Origin of the sequence: Edaphobacter aggregans DSM 19364, assembly GCF_000745965.1 — a bacterium.
GTDB classification, from domain to species: Bacteria; Acidobacteriota; Terriglobia; order Terriglobales; family Acidobacteriaceae; genus Edaphobacter; species Edaphobacter aggregans.
The window spans coordinates 122,089-142,238 of record NZ_JQKI01000005.1; the positions used below are offsets into that span (position 1 = coordinate 122,089).

The following is a 20,150-nucleotide window of genomic DNA, read 5'->3' on the forward strand; positions in this document are numbered from 1 at the left end:
GATCTCCTCTTCCGGTCTAAAGTACGGTCGCAATCCGGATTCTACGGGAAGAGAGCGGTGCGCTGGCTGGATGTTGTTGCCAATCAGGTATCTGCGAAGAAGCTGGCGCCTGAGAACTTGCCCAGCACGTCGCGGCGTGCGACGAGGGATCGGTGGATTGACGCACGACGAGGCGGCACTCAAGGATGCTGGTGCGCGATCTCCGCTGTTCGCCGCGCATGCGCTCGGGAAGGAACTGCGCCGCCTCGATTCCCTGCCGCGCGACCGGCTGCTCGACCGTGATGAGTGGCGGTGCGGTGAACGCCGCGGATATTGTCGAACCCTCGGGCTCCGTGGACAAGGGCAAGCTGGAGCAGAGGGGTGAGCGCGTCGTGGTAACGATGGCTCACCCGGTGTCTACGACGAGTTTTGATTGGAGCCTGCAATTTTAGAAGAAATCGCAGCCCTTGATGAGCTCCCTTACGTTGATGTGGAAAGTAGCTGGCGCTGCATTCGCGCACTTGTCCACCTGGACGGTATACGAGATATCGCCGGCTGACTTGACCGTGCAGGTCGGCGGATGGTTCCCCAGAGTGTCAGCTTCGCACTTGCTGGCATCCATCTTGATGGTTGGATTCAGTGTGGAGTTCCACTGAACCAAGCCTCCTACCTTTACGATCGGTGTGTCCGTATTTGGCGGGGTAGTGCTTGGATTCAAGACCTGAACGGTGTTGTTTCTGCACACCACCGTCAGGTTCGTCGGCGCTATTTGCACGTCTGGCGCCGGCTGGCTCGGTTCAGGTGACCTCGGTTGAGGTGACTTGGACTGCTGGGCAGCGTAGACCACATGATTCTCACCAGGCAACTGGAGCTTCCCATCACCGCCGCTGGTCGGTTCGGCTCCGGGGTCCTGGCAGAGGATCGTTGCACTGGGATCATTCGCATTCGCCTTATCGGAACAGAAATACATGAACTGGTTCAGAATGGAGGGATGGTTCGGGTCACGGACAGCAGCTTCGGTGATCGTGCATTTATTCCCGCCATCCCCTTCCTCGCAGGGACTGTCTCCGTAGAAATGAATATGCACTTCATCGGAGGGCTTTCCGTCCTTATACCACTCAAGGACGTCCCCTTTGTACGGTGCGGCCAGAACACCTCCGGGAAGAATATCGAAGGTGAAGTGGTGAGGAGGCGTGGATTTGGGTTTGTGAGGAAAGAAGAAATAGCCAATAAGAATACCGGCCACGAATGCGCAGAATATTAGCAGCCAATAACTCCGACTCTGCTGATTGGAAGGCATTGTCTTGTCCTTTCGATCCTGAGAGATGATGAGGCATACTGTCGGGCCCTATAATCCGCCGTGTTCCTTGCAGCGAGACTACCTTCTGTTGAGAGCCGCGTTTGACGAGCGGCCTCTCTGCTGCAGACAGAATTTGAACCTGCCGTCTTTGCTCTTTGGGCATGCCTTCTGACCGCTGACCCTCACTTGCGGCTCATCTCGTATCAGCAGAACCGTACGAACAGCCATCGCCAATATCCTCTCGATCCTGGAAGATGGTGAAGCTCTACGTGGCCGCGGACTGGTTCGATGGGGTCTTTGCAATGACGGAGAGATAGCGGGGGTCTTTACGAAGGTCTTTGAGATCGAGCGCGAGGTCGATCTCAACCGGAGACAGGCCCTCTTTGACACATTCGAGCAACAACGTCAGAGCCTCCTGCTTTTTTCCAAGCAGTGTGAGCGCCTGCACCTTCATAAACTTCGACCTCACATCGCTTGCGCCATACTTCTCCGCATTTTCAATGTCTTTTACAGCGGAGACTGAGTCGCCAACCTTGGCATGATAAAACGCCAGAGTCATCCACCTGAAGCCATTGCGCGGATTCACCTGCAAATCTTCCGAGAGCACCTTCGCAGCCCTTTGATAGTTCTCGTGAACTTTCGCGGAGTTCCCCAGCATGGCATAACAGTCGCCGATGTCCCGCCACGCCAAATGCGACCTGGGTTCCAGCTGCGCCGCCTGCTCATAGTACCCCAGCGCTGCCTTGTAGTCCTTGTCGGTGAACGCCTCATCACCGAGGTTGCGAAATGCATTTGCATTCGGGCTTCTTGCGATGCTGCGCCTCGATGCATCGATTGCCTCATCATGTTTCCCGATGGCGACGTACATCGTGCCGAGGTTCGCCAGCGGCATGGCAACACTGGGCGCTGCCACCGCCGCTTCGGCAAACGCATCAGCTGCCTGCTGGTACTTGGCTTGTCTCCACAGGACATATGCGAGCTCGTTGTATGCCGGCCAATAGTTGGGCCGTTCCTTCAGGATCTCCCGGTACACCTGCTCAGCCTCGGCCAAGCGATTGAGAAAGCGAAGGGCATACGTCTTGTAGAGAATCGTCTCTGAGTTTCCAGGATCTACCTTGAGAGACCTGCCGATGAAGGTCAGCGCTTCTTCCTGCCTTCCTGAAAAGAGATACACCTGTGCCCGGCTCAGAAGCCCGGCGGCAGACGCCGAATTCTCATCGGCTGCCCTTTCCGCGTTCCGCTCCGCAAGCGACAGCAGGGCTCGATCGTGAGTGCGCAAGTACTGCTGGACATAAGCCATAGCAAGCTTGGCATAGCCCAGATGGAACCTTGGCTCCATTCCCAGGCAATCGGCGTATTTAAGAATTGCGGCATCGAGTCCCGTATTGTTCGGTTGATGCGCCAGCTCCTCCGCCTGGCTGAACAGCTGAAATGCCTCAGGCGAGATCGTCTTCAGCTCCTCATCATCCTTGAGCCTCTTTTCCTGCTGGGGAAGTCCAAGCAGCTTCGCTGCCTCCTCTGACCCCCTGTCCGCCAACGTATTAATCTGGTCGCGACTGGTCGCAATCGATTGCTTGCGAAGCGTTCGCTGCGATGCAGCGTCCAGCACCTGCAGCAGAAGCTGTGCCCCTGTGGCCTTCGTCTGCAGCGACGCCGCCAGCACGAGGTTGGCGCCGAGCAGGCTCACTGACTCGGCAGGAGCCACAACCGGGACAGTTCCGGGGACGTCGCCCGCCGAGATGACCAGGAGGTTCTTCACGTAGGCTTCCGCGCGAGTCAGGCGATTTCGAATCGAGCCCAGCACCGTCGAGACGAGCGACGACGACTCACCCGTCGGAGCGGGCCACGCCATGACCGCCACGAAGCGCTTGTCGGGAAGCGGGTGCATCCACCGATCGATCCTCGGCCACTCCAGCCAGGCACCTCCGGCGAGAGCGACGGTTGCGCCGGCTCCCATCTCCAGCATCTTTCGGCGGGAGATGGCGTGCCGTGAACTGACGGCGGGTGGAGGCGGGGGCGCGACGTATCCCGGCTGCAGCACGGCGACTGCCTGGCGCACGCTCGGAAAGCGGCGCGTGGCGTCAGGCTCGAGACATCCGCGAATGAATCGCTTCCACTGCGACGGAAGCTTGTCGAAGACAGGGTCCTGTCCGGTCTCGAGCTCGTTGCCGGGACTGAACCTGGGCACGTGGCCCATCAACATCTCGTAGGCCACGATAGCGATGGCATAGACGTCGGTCGCAATGGAAGGCTGCTCGCCCCGGAAGAGCTCGGGAGCCATGTAGGCCGGAGTTCCGGCAAACGCCGCAGTGGTCAGCGTTTGAGACCCGGCCTGGTAGGCGTGCGCCAAGCCGAAGTCCATCACGCAGACGCGCACCTCTGCGCCGTGCCCATCGAGCATAATGTTGCCCGCCTTGATGTCGCGGTGCAGGATGCCCGCATCGTGGATGGCGCCGAGCGCGTCGCCGACCTGGCGAATGATCGCAGTCGCCTCGGGAAGGTCGATCGGCCCCTGCCTTGCGATCCGCATCGCCAGGGTCTCTCCGCTCAGGAGCTTCATCGTGAAGAAGGCGATCGGCTTGCCCTGATCTTCGCTCTGAAAGATGTCGTAGATAGGACAGAGGTTGGGATGAATCACCTCGCGCGCATGAAGAATCTCGCGCTCGAGGCGCTTCTGCATGACGGGGTCCTCGGCCGATTGCGAGAGAAGCGTCTTCAAACCGAGGTGGACTCCCTGCAACCGGCGGTCCTCCACCTCATACACCTCGCCCATGCCTCCTCGAGCGATGTAGCGCACGATCACAAACCGGTCGTTGAGGACAGATCCGACATTCCACCGCGGGGAGGCTCCGGCATGGGATCCAGTGCCGTAACTATTTGCAGGAGCGCTCTTGTCGTCAAAGGGCGCAAACTGCGCCGCAGCCTTCCTGGGGTCGAGGAAGGGCTGCTCCAGGAAGCTCCCCAGGCGCTCGTCCTTGTCCAGCAGCTCGCGGACGAGCGGCTCCAGCTCAGGAGATTCACGGCACGCCCGCTTCAAAAAGACGGACCTGTCCTCTGGCGCAAGTTCCAGCGCAGCAGCGAACAGCCGTTCGACGGTTTCGCGTTCCCCTGCCATGGCCTATCCTCCACGCTAGCCCTGTATGGCCGATAAAGGATGCAGATTTGGTAGCTTAGGCCCCCAGAGAACAAGCAAGAAGAAGATCGATCAACAGAGCCGGAGACTGCACCGCTAAGAGTTCCGGGTTTCAATCACCGGTCTTACCGCGGCGCAAAACTAGGAAATTCGGGCTAACCCGCCTCTTTTCTTCGCGAGAAGCTTATCACGTTATGCCTCCAGCCCGCTGTCTATTAATGCGTACTCCAGCCGGTAACAGTGTCATTGTCATATTTTTTGGTTGTGAGTGAGTTCAGGCCTCTCGGCGTAGAATGCTCGCCATAGGAGTCCTCCTATGTCCATCCCCGACGGTGACGTCACAGTCCTGCTGAAGGCGATGAACCGTGGGGACAAGTCTGCCGCGGACCAACTGCTACCTCTCGTGTACTCCGAGCTGCACCGGCTGGCCAAGGGCTATATGAGCCGTGAGCGGCGAGGCCACACCCTGCAGCCGACAGCGCTTATCAACCAGGCGTACCTCAGGATCGCGCAGCAGCAGAACGTCGAGTGGCAGAACCACGCTCACTTCATCGGATTTGCCGCCAACGTGATGCGGCGAGTGCTGGTCGATCACGCCAGGGAGCATAACGCAGCCATGCGCGGTGGAGGACGCGTGAGGGTCGAGCTTGATGAAGGCATCGCCTTCACCAGGGAGACGGCTCCACAGCTTCTCCTGCTAGAGGAGGCCCTGACACGCCTGGAACAGCTCAATCCCAGGCAGGCCAAGGTGGTGGAGATGCGCTACTTCGGTGGCTTGTCGGTCGAAGAGGTGGCGGGAGTTCTCGGCATCGCGCCGCGCTCCGTCAAGCGCGACTGGTCGCTCGCCCGCCTGTGGCTCTTCGAGGAGATCCAAAAGGGAGCGGCCACGGCCCAGCAATAAAATTGCGAATTCGTGGCACCTTCTGTCCCTGTTCTCCGCTTATCCAGGTGAAGGCAATTGTGGAGATGGCCTTCGGATAAGGAGATAGGTCATGAAACGCTCAATCACTTCCTTTCTCGCCTCTGGTCTCGTGTCTACCGCTCTTGCCATCGGCGTCGCCTCCACTCCGTTCAACGCGTTTGCCCAGGATCCGTCGGGAGTCAAGGCCAATATCCCGTTTGCATTCGAGGTTGGCTCCAAGGTGATGCCGGCCGGAACCTACACCTTTACAAAGCAGGGCGAGTACATCATGCTGCTGCGCGGCTCCGACCCGCACGCCCAGATTCTGGCGATGGTTCGTCCGCAGACCAGCCAGAACGCCCCGAAGGTCGGCACCATCACCTTCACGCAGTATGGCGATCGCTACTTCCTTCATAAGGTGTCCAGCTCAGCCACCTCAACCGCCTGGGATTGCCCAACCGGCAAGCAGGAGAAGGAACTGATCCGTGAGCTGCGCAACCAGAAAGCCACTGAGGTCGCCGTCAATATCACGCCGACGCTGCAGCACTAATCTGCAATCTGCCTTGATTCTTTCTCTGTGAATCTTCTAAAGCCTCGCGCTGCCAACTGCGGCGCGGGGCTTTAGCTCTTTTGTGACAACACATAATCCCGGTAAGCCGGGAATCCGAGGTCCGGAAGACTCGTGGCCTGCATTGCCGCGCGGACAATCGCGCGGGCCATCACGGTCGCTGCAATCGCTCCAATCGCAGTTACATCCGCCTTCACCTTCGCCGTTCCCGTCGACATCGAAAAGATCGTGTCGCCGTCTCCCATCGTGTGCACCGGGTTGATGGCGCGCGCCAGTCCGTCGTGCGTCATCTGCGCGATCTTGGTCATCTGCGTCTTGGTGAAGGGAGCGTTCGTTGCCACCACACCGATCGTCGTATTGGCGCCGTTCTGCACCACCACGCGATAGCCCTTGAGGATCGCCTCCATCGAGTCACGGTAGCCCTTACCGTCCTCGGAGCGCGCTCCGGCCACGATCGTGCCTGTGCGTGGATCGATCACGTCGCCCGCTGCATTCACCGCCACTAGGGCGCCCACGACGATTCCCGTGTCTCCCACCTTCACGCTCGCCGTTCCCAGGCCCGATTTCATCGCGAACTTCGGCCCGAACATCTTGCCCACCGTCGCGCCTGTCCCCGCGCCCACGTTGCCCTCCTTCACCGGCCCCGTCGTCGCGGCTATGCAGGCCTTGTATCCTGCGTCTTCTGCTGGACGTATCTTGAAGTCCCCGACTCCCAGGTCAAAGAGAATCGCCGCTGGCACAATCGGGACCACGCCTCCGCCGATCTTGTACCCGAGGTTGTGCTCCTCCAGCCACCGCACCACGCCCGTCGCCGCCGCGAGTCCATAGGCGCTGCCGCCTGAGAGCAGAATCGCCTGCACCTTCTCGACCATGTTGGTTGGCGACAGCAGGTCTGTCTCGCGCGTCCCTGGAGCCGATCCTCTTACATCCACGCCAGCGGTCGCGCCGCTCTCGCAGATCACCACGGTGCAACCAGTTGGCCGCTCGGCGAGCGTGTGCTGCCCGACCTTGAGCCCAGGTACATCGGTGATCGATCCGCCCTCAGGCAGGGACAGCGGCTCCTTCAGGAGCGCGAACGCGGCCTCGGCCGGCAGCGCTGCCGCGAGAGGAAGACCAACCAGACTGCGGGTAAACTCACGACGCTTCATGCAAGACCTCGAACAAGAATCACTGCACCTATGCAGAACCCCGCTACAACACTGCCCCTTTTGCGGGAGGCGAGTCAGCGGGCTTTGGAGACACAGGAGCGAACACACGGAACGCAACCATAACGATAGCCGCCGTAAGAATTCCAATCGCCTGCGGAGACAGCACTCCAAAACCGACGCCATGCGTTAGACGCATCGTGACCAGCGTTGCCGCAAGCGCGGCGAAGATGCTCGAGAGCGCAGCAGCCGAGAGTACGCGCCGTGAATAGAGCCCGGCGAGCACGGGAACAAACAGCGAGACGGCGATCAGGCCGTAGAAGATCGAGACTGCCGCAATGATCGAAGGCAGAATCGCAGCCAGCAAAATCCCGGCGATCCCTGCACCGATCAAAATGATTCGGCTCACCATCAGCAGCCTCTGCTGCGAGACGCCCGGATTCAGAAACGTCTTGTACAGATCGACCGCCAGCGACGTCGAGAGCATGAACAGAATCGCATCGGTCGCACTCAGCTCCGCCGAGAAGATCGACGCCAGCGTCCACACCCCGAGCCAGCGCGGCAGAAGCGTCTTCATCGCCTCCGGCAGAGCCAGCTCCGCATTGCTGAGATGCGGCAGCGCAGCAAACGCGCACAGGCCAAGCACTGCCGGCACGAACGCAAATAGGGCCTGGCCCAGCGAGTTCAGTACTACGCCGCCCCGCACCGTCTTCTCATCACCCGCGCCATAGACCTTCTGCACCAGCCCCGGCGAGACCATGAACGACGGCACCAGAATCGCGAACCATGCAGCGATCTGCTTTGCGCCCGCTCCGGTGATGCTGAACAGCTGTTCCGTCCTTGCCGCGCTGCCTGTGTTCGCCAGCACAAGCTCGCGCATGTGTCCCCACCCGCCCAGAGCATGAAGTGCAAACGGAACCGCCAGCAGCAGTCCCGACATCGTCACGGCAAGCTCGAACATGTTCACGAACGACGACGACATCATGCCGCCGGCCACGCAGTACACGATCGCGACCATGCCGCCGATCACGCATCCCTGCCACTTCGGGATTCCTGCGACTGTATTCAGAATCCATGAGATCGCAATCAGCTGCCCGGCAAGAATCGCGAGCGAGCCAAACCAGAACAGCACCGCGATGACCGCCTTCACGGCCTTGCCGTAACGAAGCTCGAGGAAGTCCTGCAGGGTCGCCAGTCCGTTCTTCTTCCCGATCACCCACAGCTTCGGCCCCAGGAACTGCGACAGCAGAAGCGATCCGATCGCCGCCGAGCCGACCCACCACCACGCCGACATTCCCAGCCGGTATCCCAGTCCTGTCGCACCGACCGTCGAACCCGCGCCGATGTTCGCCGCCAGGAACGTGGCAAACAGCCGCCCTGTCCCCAGGCTCCTTCCCGCCACCAGGAAGTCCGTCGAGCTCTTCACGCGCCGGCTCATCACAATGCCAAGCGCCATGAGGAAGATGGAGTAGAGCAGCAGCGCAATCAGGTAGATGTTCATCCGTCTCTTCCATTGTCTATGATTCGTATATTCTTCGTGAAAGACCGATATACTCGACCGCGCTCATAATCTCGAACAGCAAGACCAGTTCTGCATTCCGGAGCCTCCATGCCCGATCAACTCACCTCGCAGCAAGTCATCCAGCTCACCCGGGACCACAACTACGGAACCTGGCGCAAGCAGAAGTTCTGGAACCCCAACCACCTCGTCTCCGCCGACGGCTGCTACTTCACTGACGGCAACGGCAAGCGTTACCTCGACTTCTCGTCGCAGCTGATGTGTTCTAACCTCGGCCACAACAACAAGGCCGTCATCGAGTCCATCAAGAAGCAGGCCGAGACGCTGGCCTACGCCGCGCCCTTCTACGCGACGACGGCTCGTGCCGAACTGAGCAAGCTGCTTCTCGAAGTCCTTCCCGAGGGCCTTACCAAGTTCTTCTTCACGACCTCCGGGACGGACGCCAACGAGGCCGCCTTCAAGATCGCGCGCATGTACACCGGCAAGACCAAGATCATCGCTCGCTATCGCTCGTATCACGGCTCTACCTCGATGTCGATTGCGGCTACCGGCGACCCGCGCCGCTGGCCCGCGGAGCCTCGTAGCAAAGGGCAAGGCGTTCTGTTCTCCCCCGAAGTCAACTGCTACAACTGCCCGATCAAGCACACCTATCCTGAGTGCGGCATCGCGTGCGCCGACTATCTCGACTACATGATCGCCAACGAAGGCGACGTCGCCGCAGTCCTCGTCGAGCCTGTCGTCGGAACCAACGGTGTCCTCATTCCGCCGCCCGGCTACTTCGACAAGCTCCGCGCGCTGTGCGACCGGCACGGCGTCCTGCTCATCGCCGACGAGGTGATGAGCGGATGGGGCCGCACCGGCAAGTGGTTCGCCATCGACAACTGGAACCTGAAGCCCGACATTCTTACGACGGCCAAGGGAATCACCTCGGCCTATGTGCCGCTCGGCCTCTGCGCTACCACACAGAAGATCGCCGACTTCTTTGACGATAACTACTTCGCCCACGGCCACACCTACGAGGCCCACCCCATGACGCTAGGCCCCGCCGTCGCCACCATCGGCGAGATGCGCCGCCTCAACCTGGTCGATCGCGCCAACGAGATGGGAGCCTACCTCGGCGAGAAGCTTCGCGCTCTCAAGCCGAAGCATCCCTCCATCGGCGACGTCCGCGGCATTGGCCTCTTCTGGGCGGTGGAACTGGTGAAGGACCAGAAGCTCAAGACGCCGTTCAACACGTGGCAGGAAAAGCTTGATGGCAAGCCGATGGTGGTCGAGCAGGTCGCCGCGAAGATGCTCGGCGATGGCGTCGTCGTGCAGGCGTGGATGAGCCACTTCGTCCTCGCCCCGCCGCTGATTGTGGAGAAGGTAGACATCGACAAGGCAGTCGCTGCCTTCGACGACGCTCTCTCGGTCGCAGACGCCCTGCTGTAACACCTGTACGACTACCGGGCTTCGTGAAAATCGCTTGACCTTCTCCTCGGGAAGGTCGGAAGATCAGGCATGGTAAAGGTCTTTATCTCCAACCGGGTGATCACCCCACAGGGAATGAGACCGGCGGCGGTTGTGGTCGAGAACGGACGGATCGTCGCCGTGACTGAGCGTGACAGTGCGCCGCAGTCCTCGAACGTGCTCGACTTCGGTGATCTGGTCCTTATGCCTGGACTCGTCGACACTCACGTCCACATCAATGAGCCGGGTCGAACGGAGTGGGAGGGCTTCGAGACGGCCACTCGGGCGGCTGCGGCAGGCGGCATTACGACGCTGGTCGACATGCCTCTCAACTGCCTGCCCGAGACGACCACTGTTGATGCGCTCGAAGCCAAGCGCGCTGCCGCCGCAGGAAAGTGCTACGTCGACTGGGCAGCATGGGGCGGCCTTACGGACGACAATCAAGGACACATCCTGGATCTGGCCAACGCTGGGGTTCGAGGCTTCAAGTGCTTCCTGATCGATCCCGGGATCGAAGGCCTGACGATGGTCACTGAAGCGGGCCTTGAACGCGCTGCGCCGACGCTGGCCGAGACCGGCCTGCCGCTGCTCGTTCATGCGGAGCTGCCGGGGCCGATTGCGGCACCCGCCCGTGAACTCAACGGGGCCGATTGGCAACGATATGAGACGTATCTGCGCTCGCGACCTGATGCAGCAGAGATCGAGGCGATCCGCATGCTCCTTCGGCTCTGCCGGAAGTATCGGTTTCGTCTCCACATCGTTCATCTGTCTACCGCGCTTGCGCTGGAGGAGTTGGCCGCCGCCGAGGCGGAGGGGCTTCCGATCACGGTTGAGACCTGTCCGCACTATCTGCACTTTGCGGCGGAAGAGATCGCTCTCTCCGCCACTCTGCTGAAGTGCGCTCCGCCGATCCGGTCCGCGCAGAACCGCGAGGCTCTGTGGAACGGGCTGCAGCAGGGGACGATCCATCTGATCGCCAGCGATCACTCGCCCTGCCCGCCCGCGATGAAGCGACAGGAAGAGGGTGACTTCCGGAAGGCCTGGGGCGGCATCGCGAGCCTATCCATTGCAGCGTCTATCGTGTGGACGGGAATGCGGGAACGCGGCATCTCATTGTGCAGGCTGCCCCAGTGGATGGCTCAGGCGCCTGCCGCACTCGCCGGCCTGTCCGCGAAGAAGGGCGCGATCGCTCCCGGAATGGACGCGGACCTGGTGGTCTTCGATCCCGATGCGAAATTTGAAGTTGATCCGTCACACCTTCACTACCGGCACAAGGTGTCGGCCTATCTCGGCGAATCGTTCTATGGGGTCGTCGAACGAACATTTCTCAGAGGAGAAGAGATCTACAACAAAGGTGACTTTCCGGCGCTAGGGGCCGGGGAGGAACAGGTATCGTTGCACCTACGCCATGAGCACGTTCATGGCGCGCAGTCGTCTACTTGGTAGCGGCACTTACTTCGCAGTCGAAAGGCGCCTCGTGAGTCAACGCATCGTAGGAGTTTCGGTTCCCCGTAAAGAAGGTCCGGAGAAGGTCACCGGAAGGGCGAAGTATGTCGATGACCTTTCCTTCCCGGAGATGCTGTACGGCGCGACCGTACGCAGCACGATTGCGCGCGGAAGGATCACGGGCATTCGCTTTGGCGACGGAGTGCCGTGGGATGAGTTCGTCATCGTTACGGCGGAGGACATTCCCGGCAAAAACACCGTGTCGCTGATCATGGACGATCAGCCTTGCCTGGCGGACGAGTTTATCAATCATCCAGAGGAGCCTATCCTTCTGCTCGCTCACCCGAACCGCCATCTGCTGCCGCTTGCGGTTTCCGCTGTCGAGATCACCTATGAAGGTTTGCCCTCCATCCATTCCATCGAAGAGAGTGAGCGGCAGCAGGAGATCATCTGGGGCGACGACAACACCTTCAAGAGCTACCTGATCGAGAAGGGAGAGGTCGATACGATCTGGAAGGATGCTGCCTGGATCGTCGAGGGTGAGTATTCGACCGGGGCGCAGGAACAGCTCTACATCGAAAACAACGGCGTGATCGCGCAGTACAGCGAGGCTGACGGAGCCACGGTGTGGGGCTCCATGCAATGCCCCTTCTACGTGCACAATGCACTGATGGCGCTCACCGGACTGCCGGAGGACAAGGTGCGCGTCGTGCAGACGGAGACCGGTGGGGCCTTCGGCGGCAAAGAGGAGTACCCCTCGATGATCGCCGGTCATGCCGTTCTGCTCGCGAAGAAGTCAGGACGTCCCGTAAAGATCGTCTACGACCGCGCCGAAGACATGGCTGCGACAACCAAGCGGCACCCTTCGCGAACGCGCCATCGCACCGCGGTGAACAAGGACGGCAAACTGCTGGGCGGCGAGATCGAGTTCGTGATCGACGGCGGCGCATACTCGACGCTGTCTCCGGTGGTGCTCTCCCGCGGGACCATCCACGCCGCCGGTCCATACTATTGGCCGTCGATTCGCGTTCGCGCCAAGGCTGTGGCGACGAACACTCCGCCGCACGGTGCGTTTCGTGGATTCGGCGCTCCGCAGAGCCTCTTCGCGCTGGAACGCCACATGGATCATGTGGCGCGCACCATCGGCCTCGCCCCGGAGGAGTTCCGGCGCAGAAATCTTTTGAAGCCGGGACAGACGACGGCCACGCAACAGGAGATTCGCGAGCCGATCGACCTGCAGCACTTGCTCGATCGCGCGCTCGAGCTTTCGGACTATCACGCCAAGGCAGAACGATTCGCGATTCACAACCCTGGCAGCTCGAAGAAGAAAGGAATCGGAATCGCCGCGTTCTTCCATGGTGCGGGATTCACAGGCTCCGGCGAAAGATATCTCAACTCGCTCGTCGGCGTGGAGGCCACGGACCAGGGAGACGTCAGGGTGCTGGTGTCGAGCACGGAGTTTGGGCAGGGCACGAACACGATTCTGTGCCAGATCGCCGCCGAGACGCTGGGGCTCGAGTACGACGACGTTCACATGGCGCCCATCGATACGTGCGCCGTTCCGAACAGCGGCCCGACGGTCGCCTCGCGTACCGCGATGATCATCGGCAAACTCGTGCAGTCCGCCGCGCTCGGCCTCCAGCAGACGCTTGCCTCATCCGGCTTGCTCACCCTTCCTGCAACACGCGAAGAGTTTCGCGCTGCATGCGGAGACTACATTCGCAGCTTCGGTACATTGCAGTCGTGCAGCCGCTATCAGGCTCCGCCGAATATCTTCTGGGACGATGCGAAGTATCAGGGTGAGGCCTATCCAGCATTTGCCTGGGCCGTGCACGTGGCAGAGGTTACGGTGGACACAACGACCTACAATGTCACTATCGATGACTTTGTTGCGCTCCAGGAGGTCGGAAAGGTCCTGCATCCCGTGCTCGCCGTAGGGCAGATCGAAGGCGGCGTTGCGCAGGGGATCGGCTACGCACTCTACGAGAAGGTCGTATGGCAGAACGGACGGATGCTGAATAACCAGATGACGAACTACATCATGCCAACGTCCCAGGATATCCCGCCAATCCGCGTCTACTTCGAGGAGATCCCGTATCCTTACGGACCGTATGGAGCCAAGGGAATCGGGGAGCTGCCGATAGATGGTCCCGCACCCGCAATCGTCAACGCCATCGTCGATGCAACCGGGGGCAACTTTCGCTCGATTCCGTTGATGCCCGAAGATATCTTCGCCGGCCTGATCGACGCTCGCGCTGAAGCGGTTGCGGAGGTCGCGCGATGAGCAATCAGCCACAGGACGTGCCACGCACCGAGGTTCACTTCACGGTCAACGGCAGGCCATGCTGCATTCTTGTGTATCCCATGCAGAGGCTTCTGGATGTGCTGCGATGTGAGCTGGGTCTCACGGGAACGAAAGAGGGCTGCGGCGAAGGCGAGTGCGGTTCGTGCTCGGTCCTGCTGAACGGCGAACTGGTCAACAGCTGCCTGGTGCCGATCCTGCAGGCAGAAGGCGCGGAGGTGCGCACCATCGAAGGCCTCGCTAGCGACAGTCTGCATCCAGTGCAGCGAGCTTTTCTCGAGTGCGGAGGAGCGCAGTGCGGCATCTGCACCCCCGGCATGATCGTCGCGACCGTCCACCTGCTGCAGCGCTGTCCTGACCCATCGCTGCCGCAGATTCAGGAGGCGCTGAGTGGAAACCTCTGTCGCTGCACCGGCTACTCGCGCATCTTCGAGGCGGTGCGGGAGTGTGCAAGGCAAGGCGCCGCGCAGGAGTCGGAAGAATACTCCGCCGGCACCTCAAGGAGCACGCGATGAGATCGCTGCCCTCAAACTACGAACTTGTGGCTCCGGGCTCCCTGGCGTCGGTTCTCGCGCTGCTCGCACGCGAACCCGGCTGGACTCCTGTCGCCGGCGGCACAGAGGTGATGGTGCAGTATGGCGCGGGCAAGCTCGCTGCGCAAAGACTAGTCAGCATCTGGGGGATTCCGGAGCTGCGCCGCATCGAGACGATCGCCGATGAGCTGCACATCGGAGCAGGATGCACCTACACCGACCTGCGCCGAGACTCCGTTATCACAAGTGAGTTTCCTCTGCTCAGCACCGCGGCCTCCTGGACCGGCAGCATCGCGAACCAGAACCGCGGCACGCTCGGCGGAAACATCGTCAATGCGTCGCCGGCAGCGGACTCGCTCCCTGCCCTTCTCGCCTATGAAGCTGAGCTGATCCTGACCTCGGCGCGAGGAGAACGCCGCGTACCTTACGGTGATTTTCATACCGGCTACAAGCAGACGCTTCTGTCGCCCGACGAACTGATCCGCACAATCGTTCTCAAGCGCAGGTTCGCGCAGTACGTCGGCTACGCACGGAAGGTGGGCACACGCAGCGCACAAGCTATCTCGAAGTTATGTATGGCTGGGCTTGCAAAGACCTCGGGAAAGAGTATCGATGACGTACGAATAAGCATCGCCAGCATGGCTCCGATTCCTCTCCGGTTACGAGCCACAGAACAGGTTCTACTGGAACGAGAGTGGAGCATAGAGACTCTGCGCGCTGCACGTCGCGCCCTCGAATCCGAGGTCTCTCCCATCGATGACATCCGCTCAACCCGCGCCTATCGCGTTGCCGTCGCAGGAAATCTTCTGGAGGAGTTTCTCTACACGCTGTTTCCGCGTGACGGAGCGATCGATCAACGCCTGAACCAGGTTCTCGAACGATGGAACGCCCTTCCGTTTGAAGACGCTGCCACAGAAATTCTCTCCTGCTGCGGTTCCTATGCGTGGGCAAAGAAGGTCACGGCAGCGAGGCCATTTAGCGACACCGAAGCTCTCTTACAGAGTGCAAGCGCGGTCTGGCGCTCCATGCAGCCGGAGGAGTGGATGGAGGCGTTTCGCAGCCATCCCCGAATCGGCGAACGCCATGCAGAGGTCGAGACCACCGCGGTCTCTCAAGCGTGGTCCGCAGGCGAGCAGACGGCCGTCCACACGGCAGACGCCGAGATTCGGCGAGCCATCGCAGAGGGAAACCGGCGCTATGAGGAGAGGTTCGCAAGGATCTTTCTCGTCTGTGCTTCGGGCAAGCAGCCGCAAGAGATTCTCAAGATTCTTGAACGCCGGCTGACGAATGACGACGACACAGAGCTGCACGAATCAGCTGCGGAACAGGAACAAATCCTGCGGCTTCGTCTGAGACGATGGCTTGGCGATCAGGAGGGGATGTGAAGGGAATTTCGACGCACGTGCTCGACACGGCGCTTGGAACGGCGGCGGCGGCAGTCAGCGTCGTGCTGGAGCGCGCCGGGGAAGACGGAGGCTGGCAGTCGCTCTCGGCGCAGCAAACCGACAGCGATGGCAGATGCCGACAGCTTCTGCCCGAGGATGTCTCCTTGCAGCCTGGGCAATATCGGCTTCGATTCGACACGGGCGCTTACTACAAAACGAAGTCGATCGAAGGCCTCTATCCATTCGTCGAAGTCACCTTCGTCGTGAGGGAATCAGACACGCATCTGCATATACCGCTGCTGCTGACAGCGAATGGTTACACGACGTATCGGGGGACCTAGAGACGATGATCACACTGGCGGAGAACAGGTACGGAAAGTGTCGCGTGCGCGTCGTTCGCGTGAAGCGCGATCGCCCCATGCACCTGTTTCAGGAGTGGACGGTAGAGGTTCTGCTTACGGGCGACTTCCTCGACTGCTACGAGAGGGGCGATAACTCACGCATTCTGGCGACCGATACGATGAAGAACACGGTCTACTCGCTTGCGAGGGATACGACCGTTCCGTCGATTGAGGGCTTCGCGCTGGAGCTAACGGCGTTCCTTCTTCAGAACAACCCTCAGGTCGAGACAGCAACCGTCTCCATCGCCAGTGTTCCCTGGAAGCATATCGCGATCGATGGCACGGTCTTTCCTTCGGCCTTCCTCCAGGAGAGCCGCGAGCTCGAGACCACAACGGTCACGCACGCTCAGAACGGGAAGGCTTCTGTCTCTTCGGGGCTGGACAGCCTGGTCATCATGAAGACGTCGAACTCCGGATTCGAAGGCTTTCTGCGCGACGCGCACACGACGCTCGCCGAGACCTCAGACCGACTTTTTGGCACCGCAGTGCGAGCCCAGTGGAAGTACGACGGCTCGGCGCTGCCGTTCGAGGATCTGAGGAAGGTCGCCAGAGATACGCTGCTGAAGATCTTTGCCGAACACGACAGTAAATCGGTGCAGCATACACTCTATGCCATGGGAAAGGGCGTTCTAGAAGCAGTGCCTGAGATTCCGGAGATCGAGCTGACGATGCCGAACAAGCACTGCCTGCTGGTCGACCTGTCGCGATTTGGAAAGACCAATCCCAATGAGATCTTCGTTCCCACAGAGGAGCCTTATGGATTTATCGAGGCAAGGATCCGCCGTGAGAGCTGATCTGGCGGAGCCGCTCGAGCGCGCGAAGGAAGCCACCAGCACCGCCTCGCGCGCCGCTGAAATCAAGGAGCGATGCCGGCAGCTCGCGCAGATCACCGATATCCCGGGTCAGACGACGCGCAGCTTTCTTTCGCCGGCGATGCGCAGGTGCATGGGAACGGTACAGTCGTGGATGGAAGCGGCGCAGATGTCAATCACGATCGATGCAGCCGGAAATCTTCGCGGCCTCTATCCCGGCAGTCGTCCGGACGCACTGCGCCTTGTCGTCGGTTCGCATCTGGATACGGTTCCGAATGCAGGCGCGTTCGATGGCGTTCTCGGCGTCCTTCTGGGACTCGCTCTGGTTGAATCGCTGGAAGGCCAGAGGCTCTCCTTCGCAATCGAGCTCATCGCCTTTTCCGAGGAGGAAGGGGTCCGGTTTGGCGTTCCGTTTATCGGAAGCCGCGCAGTGACGGGTCAGATCGACCGGGAACTGCTTTCCACGCAGGATGCAGAGGGAATCTCAGTCCGCCAGGCGATGCTGGACTTCGGCCTTGATCCCGAGCGTCTTCCAGAAGCGACACTCGACAGAGCAGCAGCAGCCTACTTGGAGTTTCACATCGAGCAAGGCCCTGCGCTCGAGAGCGAAGATCGTTCGCTCGGGGTAGTCGATTGCATCGCCGGGCAGACACGGGGCGAGGTCATCTTCACCGGAGCTTCGAATCATGCGGGCACGACTCCCATGCGCCTGCGTCGTGATGCGCTGGCCGCTGCGGCTGAGTGGATTGCCGCTGTGGAGCGCCTCGCACGAAACGAGGAAGGGCTGGTTGCAACCGTGGGTCGCATCGAGGTACATCCTGGCGCCGAAAATGTGATCGCAGGAGAGGCGCAAGCAAGCCTTGACGTTCGCCATGCGGACGATGCGATGCGGCGGTCTGCAGTCGAGCGTCTGATCGCCGCGACCGAGTCGATCGCTCGCGCGCGCAGTCTCGAAGCAAGGTGGTGCTTGCAGATGGATCAGGTAGCGGTGGCAATGGACGCGCAGCTCTCGCAAATGGCCGTGGATGCCATTCGCGGGATCGGCTTGCAGCCTTTGCGAATGATGAGCGGAGCCGGACACGATGCCATGATCATCGCCAGCCGGCTTCCTTCGGCCATGATCTTTTTGCGAAGCCCCGGCGGAATCAGTCATCATCCTGATGAGTCGGTGCGCATCGAAGACGTTGCCAATGCCCTGAACGCAGGCCTTGGCTTCCTGAGAGGATTCCACAAAGTGATAATTGGAGCGCATGCATAATCTCGGACAGACACGAAGTAGCCATCAACGCAATCACCTGCTGCAAACTCCGGATACTTTTGTACGCACCGCTTTGCCGGGCTCGCAGGCCGCGACCGCCATCGTTCACTGCACGCCGCAGATTGGTGCCGCGTTCACGCAATACACCGTCGAGTTTGAGCCTGCGGGAACGCTCGGCCCCGCGGTGGCACAACGATTTCTCTACGTTCTGGAAGGCGGTCTCGAAGTTCATGCCGAAGGCCAGGTTCATCGCCTTGCGAAAGAAGGCTTTGCCTATCTCCCCGCGGGAGCCGACCACACAGTGGTCGCATCGAAGCGCAGCCGCGCAGCGGTGATCGAAAAGAGATACGTTCCTCTTGCCACAGCGAAGCCTGGCGAGGCCATCTTCGGACAGGTCGCGGACGTCGCAGGCCAGCCGCTGATGGGCGATGAGGCACTTGAGGTCAAGGTCCTGATACCGGATCAGCCGGGCTACGATTTTGCAGTGAATGTCATGACCTATCAGGCAGGCGCTGCTCTCTCCATGGTGGAGATCCACGTGATGGAGCATGGCCTGCTGATGCTTGAGGGCGGAGGCATCTATCGGCTCGGCGACTCGTGGTATCCGGTCGAAGCGGGCGACTTCATCTGGATGGCTCCTTACTGTCCGCAGTGGTTCGGTGCGATCGGAAAGGCGCCTGCGAAGTACCTCATCTACAAGGAGACGAATCGCCATCCACTGGACGGCGCCTAGGCACGATGCAGATTGAGATCAATGCAAAGAGATTGCTCGCGGAACTCGAGACACTCGCCACTATCTCCGAGGCTGAGCCGCCGGCCGTTACGCGCGTGGTTTATAGCGATGCCGATCGCAGAGCGCGCGCATGGTTCACCTCGCTCTGCGAGCAGGCCGAGCTGTCGGTTCGCACAGATGCAATCGGGAACATCTTCGTTCGCTGGACGGGCTCGCAGCCGGAGCTTCCGGCGATCGGCACGGGCTCGCATATTGATGCGATTCCCTTCGCCGGCAGCTATGACGGTACGGTTGGCGTTCTTGGCGGACTTGAGGCGATACGCTCCCTGAAGGAGAGCGGCTTCCGTCCGCAGCGATCGATCGAGCTGCTGTTGTTTACCGCCGAGGAGCCTACACGCTTCGGAATCGGCTGCTTCGGCAGTCGTCTGCTTTCGGGCGCGCTGGGCAGCTCGGCTGATGAGGACCTGCGTGCTGGCGATGGCTCAACCTTGGCCGAGCTTCGCGCCGGCGCGGGATACACAGGACCGATCGCGGGTGTCCTGCTGCCGCAGAACTACTACGCGGGCTTCGTCGAGCTGCATATCGAGCAGGGACCGCTGCTGGAACGCGAAAGGGTTCCGATCGGCATCGTCACCAACATCGCAGCGCCTGCGGGGCTTCGTATCGCCGTCGAGGGCGAGGGCGGTCACGCGGGAGCCGTGCTGATGCCCGATCGCAAGGACGCGTTCTGCGCGGCGGCAGAGATCGTGCTCGCTGTGGAGCGTAGCGCGCGTGGAACCGGCGCGATTGACACGTGCGGAACGGTCGGCACTTGCCAGATTCATCCGGGCGCCGTTAACAGCATTCCAAGCCTGGTTCAGCTTCAGGTGGACATCCGCGACACTGACGAGCAGCGCAGAGACCGCGTGCTGCGCGAGGTGAAGGAGGCCTGCGATGAGGTTGCTGCGAGGCGATGCGTCTCCGTCCGTGTGGAGTTGGTCAACGCCGACGCTCCCGCTGAGTCGTCCCCGCAACTGATCGATGCGATCGAGCGGTCCGCGGACGAGCTTGGTCTGCGATCGAAGAAGATGGTGAGCCGCGCCTATCACGACTCTCTATTCATGGCCCGCATCGCGCCGATGGCCATGATCTTCATTCCCTGCCGCGGAGGCGTCAGTCATCGGCTTGATGAGTATGCTTCGCCGGACGACATTGCGACGGGCACTCGCGTGCTGGCTCATACGCTTGCCAGGCTTGCCTCGGAGTGACGAGAGCGGTTCCATCAAATTCGCGATTGCGCCTGTCTG

The 20,150-nt window shown here is 60.8% G+C and carries 18 protein-coding genes; 13 read left to right on the plus strand and 5 right to left on the minus strand.

Annotated features, from left to right (window positions below; all coding sequences use genetic code 11):
• Positions 1–16: 16 nt before the first annotated feature.
• Positions 17–283, minus strand: a complete 267-nt coding sequence (locus tag Q363_RS46090; protein WP_425387623.1) for a hypothetical protein — start codon at positions 281–283, stop codon at positions 17–19.
• On the opposite strand from Q363_RS46090, the gene Q363_RS43715 reads away from it, so the two are divergent.
• Positions 192–431, plus strand: coding sequence for a hypothetical protein (locus Q363_RS43715; RefSeq protein WP_245632031.1), 240 nt, complete (start codon positions 192–194; stop codon positions 429–431). The genes Q363_RS46090 and Q363_RS43715 overlap by 92 nt on opposite strands.
• Here Q363_RS43715 and Q363_RS04435 read toward each other — a convergent pair.
• Together Q363_RS04435 and Q363_RS04440 are read right to left on the minus strand one after the other, a co-directional pair.
• Positions 428–1,225 (minus strand): hypothetical protein, encoded by a 798-nt coding sequence (locus tag Q363_RS04435; RefSeq protein WP_035348140.1) that lies wholly within the window; start codon positions 1,223–1,225, stop codon positions 428–430. The genes Q363_RS43715 and Q363_RS04435 overlap by 4 nt on opposite strands.
• 319 nt (positions 1,226–1,544) lie before the next feature.
• Positions 1,545–4,394 carry a serine/threonine-protein kinase gene (locus Q363_RS04440; RefSeq protein ID WP_035348142.1) on the minus strand — a complete coding sequence of 950 codons (2,850 nt, stop codon included), beginning with the start codon at positions 4,392–4,394 and terminating at the stop codon, positions 1,545–1,547.
• A gap of 334 nt (positions 4,395–4,728) precedes the next feature.
• Here Q363_RS04440 and Q363_RS04445 point away from each other — a divergent pair, with 334 nt between their 5' ends.
• Both Q363_RS04445 and Q363_RS04450 read left to right on the plus strand, forming a co-directional pair.
• The gene (locus Q363_RS04445; RefSeq protein WP_035348144.1) at positions 4,729–5,313 is read left to right on the plus strand and encodes a sigma-70 family RNA polymerase sigma factor; all 585 of its coding nucleotides are present in this window, start codon (positions 4,729–4,731) and stop codon (positions 5,311–5,313) included.
• A gap of 91 nt (positions 5,314–5,404) precedes the next feature.
• Positions 5,405–5,863 (plus strand): hypothetical protein, encoded by a 459-nt coding sequence (locus Q363_RS04450; RefSeq protein ID WP_035348145.1) that lies wholly within the window; start codon positions 5,405–5,407, stop codon positions 5,861–5,863.
• Positions 5,864–5,934: 71 nt separating this feature from the next.
• Here the strand turns inward: Q363_RS04450 and Q363_RS04455 are convergent, their stop codons facing one another.
• Both Q363_RS04455 and Q363_RS04460 read right to left on the minus strand, forming a co-directional pair.
• On the minus strand, positions 5,935–7,029 hold the full coding sequence (locus Q363_RS04455; protein ID WP_035348147.1) for a P1 family peptidase: 1,095 nt from the start codon (positions 7,027–7,029) through the stop codon (positions 5,935–5,937).
• Between the two features lie 43 nt (positions 7,030–7,072).
• The gene (locus Q363_RS04460) at positions 7,073–8,527 is read right to left on the minus strand and encodes a sodium:solute symporter family protein (RefSeq protein ID WP_051978359.1); all 1,455 of its coding nucleotides are present in this window, start codon (positions 8,525–8,527) and stop codon (positions 7,073–7,075) included.
• Positions 8,528–8,635: 108 nt separating this feature from the next.
• Here Q363_RS04460 and Q363_RS04465 point away from each other — a divergent pair, with 108 nt between their 5' ends.
• The 10 genes from Q363_RS04465 (at position 8,636) to Q363_RS04515 (ending at position 20,111) form a co-directional block, all read left to right on the plus strand.
• Positions 8,636–9,976 carry an aminotransferase family protein gene (locus Q363_RS04465; protein ID WP_035348149.1) on the plus strand — a complete coding sequence of 447 codons (1,341 nt, stop codon included), beginning with the start codon at positions 8,636–8,638 and terminating at the stop codon, positions 9,974–9,976.
• A 69-nt stretch (positions 9,977–10,045) separates the two neighbouring features.
• Positions 10,046–11,440, plus strand: a complete 1,395-nt coding sequence (gene allB, locus Q363_RS04470; RefSeq protein WP_051978360.1) for an allantoinase AllB — start codon at positions 10,046–10,048, stop codon at positions 11,438–11,440.
• A complete protein-coding gene (locus Q363_RS04475) occupies positions 11,415–13,724 on the plus strand; it encodes a xanthine dehydrogenase family protein molybdopterin-binding subunit (protein WP_084079995.1) in 2,310 nt (769 codons plus the stop codon). The genes allB and Q363_RS04475 overlap by 26 nt, the downstream gene beginning before the upstream one ends.
• The gene (locus Q363_RS04480; protein ID WP_051978361.1) at positions 13,721–14,257 is read left to right on the plus strand and encodes a (2Fe-2S)-binding protein; all 537 of its coding nucleotides are present in this window, start codon (positions 13,721–13,723) and stop codon (positions 14,255–14,257) included. The genes Q363_RS04475 and Q363_RS04480 overlap by 4 nt, the downstream gene beginning before the upstream one ends.
• On the plus strand, positions 14,254–15,660 hold the full coding sequence (gene uraD, locus Q363_RS43720) for a 2-oxo-4-hydroxy-4-carboxy-5-ureidoimidazoline decarboxylase (protein ID WP_245632032.1): 1,407 nt from the start codon (positions 14,254–14,256) through the stop codon (positions 15,658–15,660). Before Q363_RS04480 ends, uraD begins: the two co-directional genes overlap by 4 nt.
• Positions 15,657–16,001 carry a hydroxyisourate hydrolase gene (gene uraH, locus Q363_RS04495; protein ID WP_245632033.1) on the plus strand — a complete coding sequence of 115 codons (345 nt, stop codon included), beginning with the start codon at positions 15,657–15,659 and terminating at the stop codon, positions 15,999–16,001. The genes uraD and uraH overlap by 4 nt, the downstream gene beginning before the upstream one ends.
• A 5-nt stretch (positions 16,002–16,006) precedes the next feature.
• Complete coding sequence (gene pucL / locus Q363_RS04500) at positions 16,007–16,855, plus strand: factor-independent urate hydroxylase (RefSeq protein WP_035348155.1); 849 nt, start codon at positions 16,007–16,009, stop codon at positions 16,853–16,855.
• Entirely contained in the window at positions 16,845–18,131 is a 1,287-nt protein-coding gene (locus Q363_RS04505) for an allantoate amidohydrolase (protein ID WP_245632034.1), read from the plus strand. The genes pucL and Q363_RS04505 overlap by 11 nt, the downstream gene beginning before the upstream one ends.
• Positions 18,124–18,864 carry a (S)-ureidoglycine aminohydrolase gene (gene allE, locus Q363_RS04510; protein ID WP_035348157.1) on the plus strand — a complete coding sequence of 247 codons (741 nt, stop codon included), beginning with the start codon at positions 18,124–18,126 and terminating at the stop codon, positions 18,862–18,864. The genes Q363_RS04505 and allE overlap by 8 nt, the downstream gene beginning before the upstream one ends.
• A 5-nt stretch (positions 18,865–18,869) precedes the next feature.
• A complete protein-coding gene (locus Q363_RS04515) occupies positions 18,870–20,111 on the plus strand; it encodes a M20 family metallo-hydrolase (RefSeq protein ID WP_035348158.1) in 1,242 nt (413 codons plus the stop codon).
• The last annotated feature ends 39 nt before the right edge of the window (positions 20,112–20,150 follow it).

Coding starts and splice junctions, on each gene's coding strand:
- Q363_RS04440 (WP_035348142.1), bottom strand. CDS start 4,394: ATGGCAGGGGAACGCGAAACCGTCGAACGGCTGTTCGCTGCTGCGCTG.
- Q363_RS04445 (WP_035348144.1), top strand. CDS start 4,729: ATGTCCATCCCCGACGGTGACGTCACAGTCCTGCTGAAGGCGATGAAC.
- Q363_RS04450 (WP_035348145.1), top strand. CDS start 5,405: ATGAAACGCTCAATCACTTCCTTTCTCGCCTCTGGTCTCGTGTCTACC.
- Q363_RS04455 (WP_035348147.1), bottom strand. CDS start 7,029: ATGAAGCGTCGTGAGTTTACCCGCAGTCTGGTTGGTCTTCCTCTCGCG.
- Q363_RS04460 (WP_051978359.1), bottom strand. CDS start 8,527: ATGAACATCTACCTGATTGCGCTGCTGCTCTACTCCATCTTCCTCATG.
- Q363_RS04465 (WP_035348149.1), top strand. CDS start 8,636: ATGCCCGATCAACTCACCTCGCAGCAAGTCATCCAGCTCACCCGGGAC.
- allB (WP_051978360.1), top strand. CDS start 10,046: ATGGTAAAGGTCTTTATCTCCAACCGGGTGATCACCCCACAGGGAATG.
- Q363_RS04475 (WP_084079995.1), top strand. CDS start 11,415: ATGGCGCGCAGTCGTCTACTTGGTAGCGGCACTTACTTCGCAGTCGAA.
- Q363_RS04480 (WP_051978361.1), top strand. CDS start 13,721: ATGAGCAATCAGCCACAGGACGTGCCACGCACCGAGGTTCACTTCACG.
- uraD (WP_245632032.1), top strand. CDS start 14,254: ATGAGATCGCTGCCCTCAAACTACGAACTTGTGGCTCCGGGCTCCCTG.
- pucL (WP_035348155.1), top strand. CDS start 16,007: ATGATCACACTGGCGGAGAACAGGTACGGAAAGTGTCGCGTGCGCGTC.
- allE (WP_035348157.1), top strand. CDS start 18,124: ATGCATAATCTCGGACAGACACGAAGTAGCCATCAACGCAATCACCTG.
- Q363_RS04515 (WP_035348158.1), top strand. CDS start 18,870: ATGCAGATTGAGATCAATGCAAAGAGATTGCTCGCGGAACTCGAGACA.